Raw genomic sequence first — 13,669 nt, forward strand, 5'->3', positions numbered from 1 at the left:
CCGTGTGGGAACGCTCATGGATGCAAACTGTGGGTAACGGTAGCCAGGAACGCCCGCAGCCGCCACCAGTAGCCATCGTCGCCGATCTCGGTGATGTTGTCGTGCCCGGCCCCGGGAATAATGTAGAGTTCCTTGACCTGACTGCCCAGGGCGGCGTAAAGCTGGCGGCCGTTATCTACGTCGATGCGCTGGTCCTGCTCGCCGTGGATGATCAGCGTAGGTTGCTGTACGGCACGTGCGTCTTCCAGGGGGTGTACCTCCCGGTGAACGTAGCGGGCCAGGCGCTCGCTGTGATCGAGCACCGTGTCAGTGAGCTGTCGGGGTAGTGGTAGCCCGGTCAGGCGGCGGGCGTAGAGGTTGATGATTTGCCCTAAATGCGTAAAGGCACTTTCCACCACACCGAAGTCGATCTCGTCACTACTGGCCAGCGCACGCAGGGCTACCGCGCCGCCCATGCTGTGGCCGAACACCCCGGTGGGCAGGTCACCGCCCAGGTAGCGCAGCTTGCGCACCGCCTGTACCACGTCCTGCCACTCATGAAAGCCGAAGCTGGTGAACTGTCCGCCACTACGCCCGTGGGCGCGGGCGTCAAAGAGCAGTACGTTGTAGCCGAAGGGGGCAAGTTGGGGCAGGTACTCCAGGTATACTTCCTTGGCGCTGTCTTTGCCGTGCAGAATGACCAGATTACCCCGCGCGGGCACGGTGGCAGGCACGTAGAAATAGCTGAGATCGATGCCCTCGGTGGTGCGCATCAGTCCCCCCTCGAAGCGGAAGCCCAGATCGCTGGGGTCCAGGTTGCCCAGGCGGCGGCGGGGGCGCACGATGGCCTCGGGCAGCCAGCTGCGCAGCGCCAAGAACAGCAGTACGGGAAGAAGCAGGAGAAGCCAGTACATGGGGACAAGATACGGTACGAATGGGCGTCGGTCGGCCCGGAATCTGACTTGGTCGAACAGAATTTGTCGCGGCTGGGGCAGCGGTACATTGGAGCACAAATCCATCGTCTTGCGCTACCTACTCTTCGTAGTACTTCCGTTTCTCGCCTCCCCCGCAATACTATTCGCTCAGGAGCGCTTCCGGACGTGGCACACCGAGATCGTACTGCACACCGACCGCTCGGCGGAGGTCACCGAGACCATCACCGTAGTGGCCGAGGGCCGTTCGGTGAAGCGGGGCATCACCCGGACGTTCCCGGCGCCGGTCAAGCTGCTCGACGTACGGCGCGACGGGCGCAGTGAGCCGTACCACACGGACCGCAAGGGTGGGGGAGTGACGCTGTACGTCGGACAGAAGGATAAACTAATTTCTCCGGGCACCTATACCTACCGGCTGCGCTACCGGATCGAGGGAGCCGTCCTGGCCTACGATTCGCTGGACGAGCTTTCCTTCGACCTGATCGGTCCGAAGTTAGATTTCCTCATCGAGCAGTTGACCGCCATGCTCCAGTATCCCGCGGATGCCTTGCCCGTACAGTACGCCTGCTACACGGGTAGCGTCGGTGATACGGAGCGCGCGTGTAGCCTGGCGCCCGGGGACCCACAAAATTTGATCTTCACCGGACGCGGCACTTTCGGACAGGGTAGGGTGGCTACGGTAGCGGTGGGCTTCGCTCCCGGAGTTTTCGCTGTAGCCGACCGTGCTGCGGCTACCCCAATTCCCCCTTCCTCCCCAGCCCATCGCTACGGATTGCTGGGCGTTCTGCTAGTTGGCGGCTTTATCGCCTACCGCTACGCGCTCAGTAGCTGGCGGGAGCACGGGGTAGACCCGCCGGCTCCAGCTACCGGTGCGCGGTACGCTCCGCCACATGGATATTCCCCCGCGGAACTGGCTTACCTGAGTGGACGGGGAGGCAGCGCAGCCGGCTTTACTGCCTCATTACTAGACCTGGCTACCCGGGGCTATCTACGGATCGAAGAAGGACGTACGCACTTCGAACTCCACAAGACGAATAAGGACCTTCCTCCCGATCCGGCCCCCGAGCAGCAGCTACTGTACCGTAGTCTGTTCGACGGTGCGAAGCGGGTGAAACTCAGGCAGTCGTACGATAAGAAGCTGCGGACGATATCGAATAAGCACGACCAAGCCGTTGCGGAGCGGCACCCGGGCTTTCTGTATCAGGGCCACAACAGCCGGCGGGTACTGCCCCTCTTCCTGATTTTGCTGCTCACCGTGCTTACCGCCGTTCTGCTTATCCGGACGGACCCCGCGCACGCCGGCATCGGCTACGTGGCGGTGTTTGGCGTCCTATCGCTCATCGCCATCGGAGTCTACTGGTACGCAATCGCCCAGCCCTCCCCGGAAAAGGTGCGGCTACTTGCCGAAATCAAAGCATTTCGCACCTATTTGAGTATGTCAGAGAAGAAGCGGCGTGCACTGCCTGATGCACCGGAGATGACGGTTGCCCACTACGAGGAGTTATTACCCTATGCGATCGCACTGGGCGTGCATACGAAGTGGTCGGACTACTTCGGGGAGTTATTGACCGTGCAAAACTACCGTCCGCACTACGCGATGGGGGGACGAGCCTTCAGTGCCAATCACTTCAGCACCCAGCTAAGCAGTACGGTGCAGCAGGCTACGGTAGCTCCCAGCCAGTCGTCTGGCGGCGGCGGGTCGGCCGGCGGAGGAAGTAGCGGCGGAGGGGGTGCCGGTGGCTGGTAAAGCGAGTACCTTTGTAGTATGACCGCCCAAGACTACATCGCCCAGGAAGACCGCCACGGAGCCCACAATTACCACCCCCTACCCGTCGTACTGGCGGAAGGCCGGGGCGTCTACGTATACGACGTGGACGGCAAGCAGTATTTCGACTTCCTAAGCGCCTATTCGGCCGTCAACCAGGGGCACTGCCACCCCCGGATCGTCGGGGTGATGCAGAAGCAATCGTCTAAGCTAACCCTCACCAGCCGGGCCTTTCACAACGATCAGCTCGGTCCCTACGAGGAATTCCTCACCGACTACTTCTCCTTCGAGAAGGTGCTCCCCATGAATACCGGCGCCGAAGCCGTAGAAACCGCCATCAAACTCTGCCGCAAGTGGGGCTATGAGGTAAAGGGCATCCCCACGGATAAGGCACGCATCATCGTGTGCGGACAAAACTTCCACGGCCGTACCACCACCATTATCAGCTTCAGTTCCGATCCGAACGCCAAGGGCAACTTCGGTCCCTACACGCCAGGCTTCGAGAGCATCCCCTACGGCGATGTGGACGCACTACGCGCCGCACTAGCCAACGATCCGGCCACCATTGCCGGCGTACTGGTAGAACCCATTCAGGGGGAAGCCGGGGTGTTCGTCCCTCAGGATGATTACATTCCCTCCATCGCTGCCGCCTGCCGGGAGCACAATGTGCTGTTCATCGCCGATGAGATCCAGACGGGCATCGGTCGCACGGGTGCCCTGCTGCGTATCTGTGGCGACTGCAGCTGCGCCGGACACTGCGAGCGACAGTCCACCTATACCCGGCCGGATATCCTGATTCTCGGTAAGGCTCTCAGCGGAGGCACCTATCCGGTTTCGGCCGTGCTGGCCGACGACGCCATCATGCACGTCATCAAGCCCGGACAGCACGGTAGCACCTTCGGCGGTAACCCGGTCGCCTGTGCCGTAGCCCGCGAGGCCCTGGAGGTCGTGGTAGACGAAAAGCTCACGCAGAACGCCCGCCAGTTAGGTCACCTGTTCCGGGAGCGCATGCAGGAGCTGGTCGATCGCCATCCCGACACCCTCCGATTAGTGCGGGGCAAGGGACTACTCAACGCGCTGGTCATCAACGATTCGGAAGACAGCGATACGGCCTGGAACCTCTGTATGGCACTGGCCGAGCGCGGACTTCTGGCCAAACCCACCCACGGTAACATCATTCGTTTTGCACCCCCTCTGGTGATCTCCGAAGCGGAACTCCGGGAAGCCTGTGACATCATCGCCGCAACCGTTGCCAACCTGAGCGTACCTACGGCTTAAGCTTCTGCTGCCGGGTGTATACCGCCAGCGTATCCGTGCCGATCCGTTCGCGGCGTACTAAGTGTGCCGTTGCGGGCAGTACGGGGGCGGGCAGACCGGTACCGAAGCGCCCCGTGCCGGTGAATACGCGCGCTTCATCCCACAGCCCGTGTTCCAGGAAGGCGTGGAGCAGGGTAGCGCCACCCTCTACCGTCACGTGACCGAGTTTAAGCTCATAGAGCTTTTTCATGATGCGGCGAAAGGCCTTCTTGCTCAGCTCCTTGTCCTTCATCTCGATGGTGTCCGCTTTCAGCTTCGCTGCCTTGCGGCCGGTAAATACCAGGGGCCGCTGCCCACCGGCCTGGAAAATACCCTCCTTTCCGGTCAGCCGGTCGCGCAGGTCGATGACCACGGGCCGTGGATCGGGCCCGGGAAAAAGCCTGGCGTTGAGTTGGGGGTCGTCGTCGATGATCGTCCGTGCACCTACCAGGACCGCGTTGGTCTGCGTGCGCCAGCGGTGAGTAAGCCGCCGGCTGATGGGGTTAGTGATCCAGTAACTGCGGTCGCGATCTTTGGGGCGTAAAAAACCGTCGGCCGACTGTGCGTACTTGAGCAGTATGAAGGGGCGGTGCTCCGTAGTGAATACGCTGCGGCCCGCATTCGTCGCCCGGGTCGGCCCGAAGTCCGGATACTCCTTGACCCGTATACCGGCCTCCCGCAGGATACCCGCTCCCCGCCCCGAGATCTCATCCGTCGTATCCCGCTGCGCAAAGACCACCTTGCGGATGTGCTCCTTCAGGATCAGACCGGTACAGGCAGGCGTGCGACCCTTGATGCAGCAGGGCTCCAGACTTACGTACATTACGGATTCGGGGATGAGTGACCGGTCCGCCGCGGCGACTGAGTCCAGACAGTTGACCTCGGCGTGCGCCTGTCCCGCTACCTGATGGTAGCCCTCTCCAATGATGCGCCCCTCGTGAAGCAGTACGGCACCGACCCGGGGATTGTCCCTTACGCGGGAATCGGCCAAAGAGGCGAGTTGGGCCGTGCGCCCCAGGATGTCAATATTCTTCACTAGTACAGTTGGCTATGTAGCGTGGCTGAGGGGCTTACGCCGATTTTGTCTTGGATTAAGGATAATATGCATTCAACATGTGGCTTATTTTCTCATTTAATAGATATATGAGTACGGTGGACCACCTAGTTTCCTGTTCATGTTCCGATCCCTTTCCCAATATACCCTAACCCAATGACAGCGCGGCTTTCTCTTAAAAATTCACCACAAGTCGTACTTCTCGACAGTAGTGTCCATGCCACCCTTGCGCGGGACCCCCGACTGATCGCCCTGGGCGTACTCGATAATCTTCGCCTTCATTCTTCGGGCTGCGCCGTGTTTCAAAAAACCGAGAAGTGTGAACAGGGGAGTGGCTACCGCACGGTCACCATCTACCTGCATAAGCTGATTGCCGAACGTCATCTGGCCGGCACCAGGAGCCAGGAACGCAACCTCGTGGGTTGTCTTAATGGCAACAAACTTGACTGCCGCCTGGAGAACCTCGTATACCGCAGCCGGTCCGCCGCCAGCCGGCTCCGTCGCTCCTCCAGTAAGTTGGGCTATACCGGTGTGTACCAGGAGAATAACCGCTACCGTGCCGTCATCTCCGTCAACCGACGTAGCCTCCACATCGGCATGTTCGCCACGGCCGAGGAAGCGGCACTGGCTTACAATAAGAAGTCGCGGGAGCTGTACGGCAGGGAGGGTAAGCTCAATCAGATCGCCCCACAGCAGTGAGTATCTACCTCAGCTTCTTACTGCCCGGGTGATCTCCCGCTTGCCCACCGGACCCGGTAAGGCCTCTACCCGAAAACCGACCTGCCGTAGGTTGCGCTTGAACTGTCCCTTCGCGCAGTAGGTCACCAATCGTCCACCCGTGCGGAGCAGGGCGTGGCACCGCTGCATGGCCGCTACGGTCCACAGTTCCGGCTGATTCTCGGGTGCGAAGGCATCGTAAAAGATCACATCTGCCAGATCACCGGCGATCCCGTCCGGTTCGGCAAGCGCGAGGAAGTCACCCGCTACCTTGCGAAAGCTCAGATTAGCGGTCAGGTCCACGGGTACGTCCCAGTCCGCTGCATGAAGGTCAGCCAACCAAGCCTGCGGACATTCCAGCAGGTCCGGATAGTTGAGCCTACTGGCCTGCTCCGGTGTAATGGGGTACTGCTCGTACGTAGTGTACGTGAACCGCGTGTCGGGCATTTCCTCCGCTAGCTGACGCAGCAGCAGCGCGTTCAGCCCACTACCAAAGCCCATTTCCACGATCCTCACCTGAGCCGGCGCACCGGCGAGCAGCGGCCGCAGTCCTGCATCGATAAAGATGTGCCGGCTTTCCTGCAGCGCGCCGTGCGTACTGTGGTAGTTCACGCCGAAGCGCAGACTGCGCAGGCTATGGCTGCCGTCTTCGGTAACGAATGGCTCGGGGGAGTTCATTTAGGCCGGCTGACGCAGTTCGTCTACCCGGATATCGAGGTGACTGGCATCGTGGATGCACTTGCCATTCTTGATCACCAGTATCTGGGGGGACTCGTGCCGTACGCCGAATTCACTGGCAATGTGGTGGCTCACCTCACGGTGCCGCAGCAGGTCGAGGTAGTAGGGTTCCAGGGCGCTGCTGGCAATGTCCCACTGTTTCTCCAATCGGTTTTTCGCCAGACTGCTGATGGGGCAGGTGGTACTGTGCTTGAGGATCAGGCAGGGGGTGGTGTGGCTGCGTTCGATCAGGGCTTCGATGTCGTGTACGCTGCTTACGGGGGTCCAGTTCATGGGGTGGGGGGTTAGGCAGGGGGCGGGGCCGCAGGTGCGGGGAATACTACCCGCTTACCCGACCCAGCTAAACAGCAAGCCAACAAGCTGCTCCACGGAAAGGTTGGTGGGGCAACCGAAGCCCCGGTTGCAGGAGCTCAGGAGGGGGAGCAGCGCCAGGGAGAACAGTGGGAACAGACGACGGGTATACTTTTTCATGGGGAAGGCGCTAGTGAACGGTACGGATGGTTAAGAGTTACAAGATAGCGGCATCCGGTAGGTTTGCCGGCTACAACGTACTTTTGCCCGCCTAATTACAACCTCCTATGGCCCGAAAAATTGCCCTCCGTGACGCCCTGCGCGAAGCGATGACCGAAGAAATGCGCCGCGATGACACTGTCTTCCTTATGGGAGAAGAAGTAGCCCAGTACAATGGTGCCTATAAAGTCAGCAAGGGTATGCTCGACGAGTTCGGTCCCGAGCGGGTCATCGACACGCCCATCGCCGAGCTCGGCTTTGCGGGTATCGGCGTAGGTGCGGCCATGAACGGCCTCAAGCCCGTGATCGAGTTCATGACCTGGAACTTCGCCGTACTGGCCTTCGACCAGATCATCAATAATGCGGCCAAGACCCTCAGCCAGTCGGCCGGACAGTACTCCTGTCCCATCGTCTTTCGCGGCCCCTCCGGCTCGGCCGGTCAGCTAGCCCAGCAGCACAGCCAGACCTTCGAGAGCTGGATGGCCAACACCCCGGGCCTCAAGGTCATCTCCTGTACTGATCCCGCGGACGCGAAGGGCCTGCTCAAGAGCGCCATCCGCGACCCGGACCCCGTTTGCTTCATGGAGTCCGAACTACTGTACGGCTACGAAGGCGAAGTACCCGAGGGCGAGTACCTCGTAGAGATCGGCAAGGCTGCCGTGCGCCGCGAAGGTACCGATGTTACCCTGATCAGCTACAATAAGATGATGCTGCCTACCATGGAGGCCGCCGAGCTACTCGAGAAGGAAGGCATCTCCGCCGAGGTCATCGACCTGCGCACCATCCGCCCCCTCGACCGCAAGACCATCGTCGAATCCGTAAAGAAGACCAACCGCTGCGTCGTCATCGACGAGAGCTGGCCCTTCGCCGGTATCAGTGCCGAGATCGCCTACGAGATCCAGAAGACCGCCTTCGACTACCTCGATGCCCCGGTCATTCGCGTCAATGCCGCCGACGTCAACCTCGGCTACGCAGCCGCCTTCGTCGAGGAGTTCCTCCCCAATGCGGACAAGATCGTACGGGCCGTCAAGACGGTTTCCTACGTCCGCTAGCTGCAAACTATCAAGGGATCAGCACCGCCTTGCCCGCCGGCCCTTTACCGGCCTCTAGCTCTGTGTATGCTCGCGTGTAATCCATGAGCGCGTACTCCCGGCCCACGTGCACCCTTAGTCCGTGCGTTTCTACCAGCTCATACAGCCGGTGGAGCATGGTATGATTGACGTTGACCATCAGCAGATCGTGCTTCTTATCACTGACCAGGTTATTGACGAAACTGCTTACGAAGGACTTCACCCCCGGCTGGATGTCCAGAAAGGTGCCGTGCTCGGTGAGTAAGTGTTTGGCCTGTGCCCAGGTCAGCGTATCGGCCGCGTCCAAGATCGCATCGAAGGTCTGGCCAGACTTCGTGATGTCCGTCTTCGCGTAGTCTACCGTATGCGTGGCTCCCATGTCCTGCATAAATTGCTGATTGTTTGCGGAGCCGGTAGCCGTCACTTCAGCATTATCCATGCGGGCGATCTGTACGGCTACATGCCCCAAGCCCCCGCTGCCGCCGTTGATCAGGATCCGCTTACCACGGGCATCGATCTCTTCCCGCATGGCCGTGTAGGCCGTAGCCCCTACCATGGGCAGTGCGGCGGCTTCCTGCATACGTAGACTGGCGGGCTTCTCATGCACGTCGGAGCTATCTACGAGGATATAATCGGCCATAGCTCCCAGCGTTTTAAAGTTTACCCAGCCGAATATCTCGGTACCGATGCGCACATCCGTCACCCCCGGGCCGGCAGCCGTGACCACCCCGGCAAACTCACAGCCCATCAGGCGGGGCCAGCGGTGACCGTCTGCCAGCTTGAGGTGCGCATTGCGGATCTTCCAGTCTACCGGATTGATACCGGCAGCCTTTACCTGTACGAGTACCTGCTGCCCGTCCGGAGTGGGCGTCTCCACCTCGGCCAGGTACATCTGTTCGATGCCCCCGTAGTTGTCGTAGCGTAGCTGTTTCATGTGGTATCCTTTCCTGCATAAGTCCCTATGCATAGGGCGGGTTCGTCCTTCCTTCCGATACATCGACCGGGAGCCCTGGACTTTTGTTACCGTAGGGTATTGGTAAGCAGAAGCACATCCACGCTATCCCGCCGCCACCGCTCCGCCACCCCCGGAGGCACCGGGGCCGGATTTAAGGTGAAGGAGCCCAGCGCCAGATCTTCATCGCCATCTCCGTCGTAATCCCCCGCCTCCAGCACAAGCCAGCGACCGTCCAGTGCGGCCGGGGTGGTACGTGCGGTAAAGGAAAGACTGTCACTCCCCCCGGTCTGCTCCAGGTACACGAAGCCCGCATCCGGCGCCCGCGCAAAATCAGCGAAGTTGCAGGCTACGGCCAGATCCATATCGCCGTCCGCGTCGAAGTCGCGCGCGACTACGCGGGTGGCACCCGGCAGAGGATAGAAGTAACGAAGGGTGAATGTATTCGCCCCGTCGTTTTCGTACAGCCGTATGCCGTGGTAGGGTTTACGGATGTTGCTGTAGTCCGCATTGTCGCCGTGGGCGGTGAGGATATCCTCGTCCCCATCTCCGTCGAAGTCCACCAGCTCGAACCAGCTGCTGCCCCATACGGGAGAGAACTGAAGGAGCAGTTCCCGGGTAAAACGTCCGTCCGCAGACTGATAGAATACATCGATGCCCTCGTCCCCCTGGGCGTGCATACTCACCAAGTCGGTACGGCCATCCGCGTTCATATCGCGTGCCACCACCCGGATGGTGCCTGCGCTGCCGCTAAGCCGCTGCCGTTCGTATGCGCCCGCTCCGTCAGGCTGCAGCAGGGTCAGCGCACCGGTATAGTTGCCGTATTCGGAGACTACGATCTCCTGCCTGCCGTCCCGGTCGAGATCCTCCACCAGCAGGTGGACGGGGCGGTGCAGACTGTCCGCTACGACCGTGCGACCATCAGGCCCCATGCGGTAGAGCGCACCGTTATGGTCCTCGGTGGGGTACATGTTTCCGATCTCCAGCACTAGGTCGCCGCCGACCGCAGCTGCGTAGTGGGTGATAGGGCGCCGGCCCTGTACCAGCGTATCCCGTACCGCGCCGCCGGTGTCGATGGTATACAGGCTCCCGTAGCCATCGCCTACCCGTACACCTTGCGGTGAAACGTCCAGGTAAGTGACCAGGGCACCCGGCTTATGCTCCGTAGCCACCGTCCGGGCGGTAAAGCTGGGTAGCTGAGCCAGGGCGGGAACGGGTACTAGCGGTAGGCTATCCGGAGCCTGCGCCAGAATGTAGGCCTTCACGTCTTCCCACACCTCGTAGCTGATCGTGGGTGCATCCGGGTAGTGGCCACCGGCGTGGGCCAGGGTGTACTCCTGCTCGCCGATGACGGCTAGTGGATCGTAGGCATAGGTCTGTAGCCCCATGCGGGAGGCCATTTCCGGTAGGACCGATTCGCTCCACACGGACTTGGGTAACTCCCGGGGGTCAGGGGGTAAATGACAACTACCGCAGACCGCTGTATAGCGATCGGCGGTAGTTGGTTCCGGGCTGCTGCAGTAGCAGAGCAGCAGGACCCCTCCGAAGAACAGGGTGATGAGCAGGTGTCGCACGGTGCGCAAGCTGATTCGTTTCGGCCGGGGCGTCTGTCCGGTAGCCTACTTGCGCCCCTGCTTGATCAGAAAGCGGGCCAGCAGGTAAAACACACCGAAGAAACTAGCGGCTACGAATAAGAACAGCACGGCGACTCCGAGATCGGACATAGTAAATGGGGTTGACTACATCAAGACACGGTAAGCCGTAAACTGTTCTGGCCTGACTAGAAGCGCAGCGTAGCCGAGAAGGTCAGGATGGTACCCAGCTGGCTGAAGTGGTAGCCATCATAGGTCATGCGGGAGTAGCGCTGGTTGAAGGTGATCAGGTTCGACTGATTCTGCAGGGCAGCGGCATCGTTGAGCAGGGCTTCGCCGGCGGGCGATTCCGACTTGAAGCTCCATTCGGGCAGCACGTTGAAGATGTTGTTGGCATTGAACTGCAGGCTGAACTGCTCGGTGGCCCGGTAGATCAGGCTCAGGTCGGTGACCAGCTTGGTCTCGAAGGTGGTGTACAGACCGGCGGCCAGTCCCTGCTGACGAAACTCCGTGGGGCCGAACAGGGTGTTGTTGACACTGACGCCGAACTTGTCCCAGTCGTAGTCCAATCCAAGGATGCCCTTGAAGCGGGGACGGGAAGTAAAGAACAGGGCCTCCTGAGTGGGGTTAGCTACGGACTGACCGGCGCTGGCTACAATATCGGGGTTCTTGATGTCGCCGATCCGCTCGTTCTGCAGCGTGTAGTTGCCACTCAGGTTGATGACCAGGCTGCGGTCATTGAAGCGCAGGCCGCGGTAATTGGACACGAAGTCGATGCCCGCGGTACGGGTGTCGAGGCCGTTGACGAAGAAGCTTAGGTCGCTCAGGTTGTTGGCCGTCAGCAGCTCATCGAGTGCGGTGTTACCCGCGTCGGTCGCACCGATCTCGGTGGACAGGATCAGGCGGTCTTCTACCTTAATATTGTAGTAATCGATCGTGATGCTCAGGTCGCTGCTGGGCCGCAGACCGATACCGGCGGTGAAGTTGGTGCTCTTCTCGGGCTCGAGCGCGGGCAGACCCAGCAGGCGGGCTTCCCGGCTGGCGTTACTGACCAGACCACCGACCTGGATACCCTGGCCGGGGACGAACTGGTACTGGGCCTTCTGGGTGTAGATCTGGTGCAGGCTCGGGGCCTTGAAGCCGGTAGAGAAGGAGGCGCGCAGCGTGACCTTATCGTCGGCAAACTTGTAGCGGCTACTCACTTTGTATACAAAGGCGTTGCCGAAGTCACTGTAGTTTTCCAGGCGCACGGTGGCGTTGACCAGGAAGTCGTCCGTGAAGTCGAAGGCTGCATCGGCGTAGCCACCGAAGTTGTAGCGGTTGAAGGTACCCGAGTTGCGGGGGTCGTTGCCGGAGAAGGAGTCGGCTCCACCATCTTCGTAGGAGGCCAGATCACCCTCGATAACGGTGAAGTTCTCGCTGCGAAACTCCGAACCGAAGGCGATGCCTACGCGGTCCGACAGGCGGCGGGTGATGTCGATGTTACCGACGTTGTGGGTGAAGCGCGTTCCACCCGGATCGAAGTTGATGGGGCTGTTCTCCCGGTACTTGAAGGTGCCGTCGGGGTTGAGGGTACCGTTGCGGTTGTGGGAGTTGGATACCGTGTAGGTCTGTTCGTTGCCACCAGTGGTGAAGCTTACGTCGGCGATCCAGCCATCTTTCTGGGTGAGGAAGCCGACGGTACCGGCGTAGTCGTTGAGGTTGCCCTCGAAGGTGGGTACGTAGCCGATGTACTGTCCGTTGTCTCCGTTGGGGAAGAAGTCGGCCAGGTAAGGGAAGTCGGCCTCGGTGCGCCAGTAGGGGGTACGGTAGTTGGCGAAGCTGTTCACCTTCTTGTAGACGTAGGAAGCATTGCCATAGAACTCGGTGTTTTCCGATACGTCACTGCCGAAATTGACCACAAACTTGGAGGCCGTGGTCTCCGGTGAACCGTTGATGTTGCGGGCGTCGGGGTAGCGGTTCAGGAACGACTGGACATCCTCGATGCTGGCGCCGAAGTCGCCTGCCTCACCGGCCGCGCTCACCGTTCCGGGGCGGTTGGCCAGTTCGATCTTTGACAGGTCGATGGTGTAGTTGATGAAGCCGGTCTCACCGATGTTGGTACCGTTATTGAGGGCGATGCCGTACTGGGCACCGTCGCCTTCGCTGGTGATACCCGTGCGTAGGGTTACGCTGCCGTCTTCGGCGTTGTCCTTCAGTACAATGTTCATTACTCCGGCGATGGCGTCGGAACCGTACTGGGCCGAGGCACCGTCGCGCAGGATCTCCACCCGCTTGATGGCGTCGGTGGGGATGGCCGAGATATCGGCGCCGGTCTCCCCGCGTCCGGGGGAGGTCTGGGTGTACAGTAGGGCGCTCATGTTTTTGCGCTTTCCGTTGATCAGGATCAGTGTCCGGCTGGGACCCATGTTGCGGATCTCGTAGGGGTCGAGTAGCGAGGTGGCGTCGTTGACGGGCGTTTGCACCGTATTAAAGGACGGTACGCGGTACTGCAGGGCCTTGTCGAAGGTGAGCTGCCCGGTGGTGGTCAGGTCATCCGAGGTGAACACGTCGACCGGCAGGGGAGAGGTGGTGGAAGAGCGCGGGGCGGTACGCGAACCTACTACGACGAGCTCGTCGAGGTTAGTGGCGCCGCTCACCAGGGCGATGTCCCAGGTTTCGGTCTGACCGGCAGCCAGGGTAAACTCCCGCATCTCGGTGGTGTAGCCGATGTAGGTAGCGTTCAGGGTATAGGTGCCTGCTTCCCGTAAATTCAGTTCGAACGTACCATCGACATCGGTGACCGTACCGACACTGCCCGCCGAGATCGTGGCGCCGATGATGGGTTCACCTAGGTCGGTGACCGTGCCGGTGACGGTCTGGGCTACAGTCAGGCCGGGTAGGGCACAGAGGGCAAGGAATAAAAGAAAGTGTAATGAGCGCATTGGGTGTAGGATAGTGAGGTGGTAGAGACAAAAATTTCGATCAGCACGAGATCGAAGAAATTTATTGCGGCCGCAAGGTAGTTTATTAAAATTTGGGTTGGCGAAAATTCGCTAGTCAGTTTGTTTTTTTTACGGTTCGT

At 60.4% G+C, this 13,669-nt stretch carries 12 protein-coding genes; 4 read left to right on the forward strand and 8 right to left on the reverse strand.

Features of this window, described 5'->3' with window-relative positions:
- Window positions 1–14 precede the first annotated feature (14 nt).
- Window positions 15–893, reverse strand: coding sequence for an alpha/beta hydrolase (locus MJQ68_RS05085; protein ID WP_238749938.1), 879 nt, complete (start codon window positions 891–893; stop codon window positions 15–17).
- A gap of 109 nt (window positions 894–1,002) precedes the next feature.
- Here MJQ68_RS05085 and MJQ68_RS05090 point away from each other — a divergent pair, with 109 nt between their 5' ends.
- Both MJQ68_RS05090 and rocD read left to right on the forward strand, forming a co-directional pair.
- A complete protein-coding gene (locus MJQ68_RS05090) occupies window positions 1,003–2,658 on the forward strand; it encodes a DUF2207 domain-containing protein (protein ID WP_238749939.1) in 1,656 nt (551 codons plus the stop codon).
- 18 nt (window positions 2,659–2,676) lie between these two features.
- Window positions 2,677–3,954 carry an ornithine--oxo-acid transaminase gene (rocD, locus tag MJQ68_RS05095; RefSeq protein ID WP_238749940.1) on the forward strand — a complete coding sequence of 426 codons (1,278 nt, stop codon included), beginning with the start codon at window positions 2,677–2,679 and terminating at the stop codon, window positions 3,952–3,954.
- Here the strand turns inward: rocD and ribD are convergent.
- The gene (gene ribD / locus MJQ68_RS05100) at window positions 3,944–5,008 is read right to left on the reverse strand and encodes a bifunctional diaminohydroxyphosphoribosylaminopyrimidine deaminase/5-amino-6-(5-phosphoribosylamino)uracil reductase RibD (protein ID WP_238749941.1); all 1,065 of its coding nucleotides are present in this window, start codon (window positions 5,006–5,008) and stop codon (window positions 3,944–3,946) included. The two genes, rocD and ribD, sit on opposite strands and share 11 nt — an antisense overlap.
- Window positions 5,009–5,323: 315 nt before the next feature.
- Between ribD and MJQ68_RS05105 the strand changes: the two genes are divergently transcribed.
- Complete coding sequence (locus tag MJQ68_RS05105; RefSeq protein WP_238749942.1) at window positions 5,324–5,725, forward strand: AP2/ERF family transcription factor; 402 nt, start codon at window positions 5,324–5,326, stop codon at window positions 5,723–5,725.
- Between the two features lie 9 nt (window positions 5,726–5,734).
- On the opposite strand, the gene mnmD is transcribed toward MJQ68_RS05105, so the two are convergent.
- From mnmD to MJQ68_RS05120, 3 genes are read right to left on the reverse strand one after another with little or no spacing between them, the layout of a single operon-like run.
- Complete coding sequence (gene mnmD, locus MJQ68_RS05110; protein ID WP_238749943.1) at window positions 5,735–6,421, reverse strand: tRNA (5-methylaminomethyl-2-thiouridine)(34)-methyltransferase MnmD; 687 nt, start codon at window positions 6,419–6,421, stop codon at window positions 5,735–5,737.
- Window positions 6,422–6,754, reverse strand: coding sequence for a bacillithiol system redox-active protein YtxJ (gene ytxJ / locus MJQ68_RS05115; protein WP_238749944.1), 333 nt, complete (start codon window positions 6,752–6,754; stop codon window positions 6,422–6,424).
- 54 nt (window positions 6,755–6,808) lie between these two features.
- A complete protein-coding gene (locus tag MJQ68_RS05120; protein ID WP_238749945.1) occupies window positions 6,809–6,952 on the reverse strand; it encodes a hypothetical protein in 144 nt (47 codons plus the stop codon).
- Window positions 6,953–7,059: 107 nt separating this feature from the next.
- Between MJQ68_RS05120 and MJQ68_RS05125 the strand changes: the two genes are divergently transcribed.
- The gene (locus tag MJQ68_RS05125; protein WP_238749947.1) at window positions 7,060–8,043 is read left to right on the forward strand and encodes a pyruvate dehydrogenase complex E1 component subunit beta; all 984 of its coding nucleotides are present in this window, start codon (window positions 7,060–7,062) and stop codon (window positions 8,041–8,043) included.
- A gap of 10 nt (window positions 8,044–8,053) precedes the next feature.
- On the opposite strand, the gene MJQ68_RS05130 is transcribed toward MJQ68_RS05125, so the two are convergent.
- From MJQ68_RS05130 to MJQ68_RS05140, 3 genes are all read right to left on the reverse strand, one after another.
- Window positions 8,054–8,995 carry an NAD(P)-dependent alcohol dehydrogenase gene (locus MJQ68_RS05130; protein ID WP_238749949.1) on the reverse strand — a complete coding sequence of 314 codons (942 nt, stop codon included), beginning with the start codon at window positions 8,993–8,995 and terminating at the stop codon, window positions 8,054–8,056.
- 86 nt (window positions 8,996–9,081) lie between these two features.
- Window positions 9,082–10,587 (reverse strand): FG-GAP repeat domain-containing protein, encoded by a 1,506-nt coding sequence (locus MJQ68_RS05135; RefSeq protein WP_238750596.1) that lies wholly within the window; start codon window positions 10,585–10,587, stop codon window positions 9,082–9,084.
- A 206-nt stretch (window positions 10,588–10,793) separates the two neighbouring features.
- Complete coding sequence (locus MJQ68_RS05140) at window positions 10,794–13,529, reverse strand: TonB-dependent receptor (RefSeq protein ID WP_238749950.1); 2,736 nt, start codon at window positions 13,527–13,529, stop codon at window positions 10,794–10,796.
- Window positions 13,530–13,669 lie beyond the last annotated feature (140 nt).

This window comes from Neolewinella maritima, assembly GCF_923081025.1.
GTDB classification, from domain to species: domain Bacteria; phylum Bacteroidota; class Bacteroidia; order Chitinophagales; family Saprospiraceae; genus Neolewinella; species Neolewinella maritima.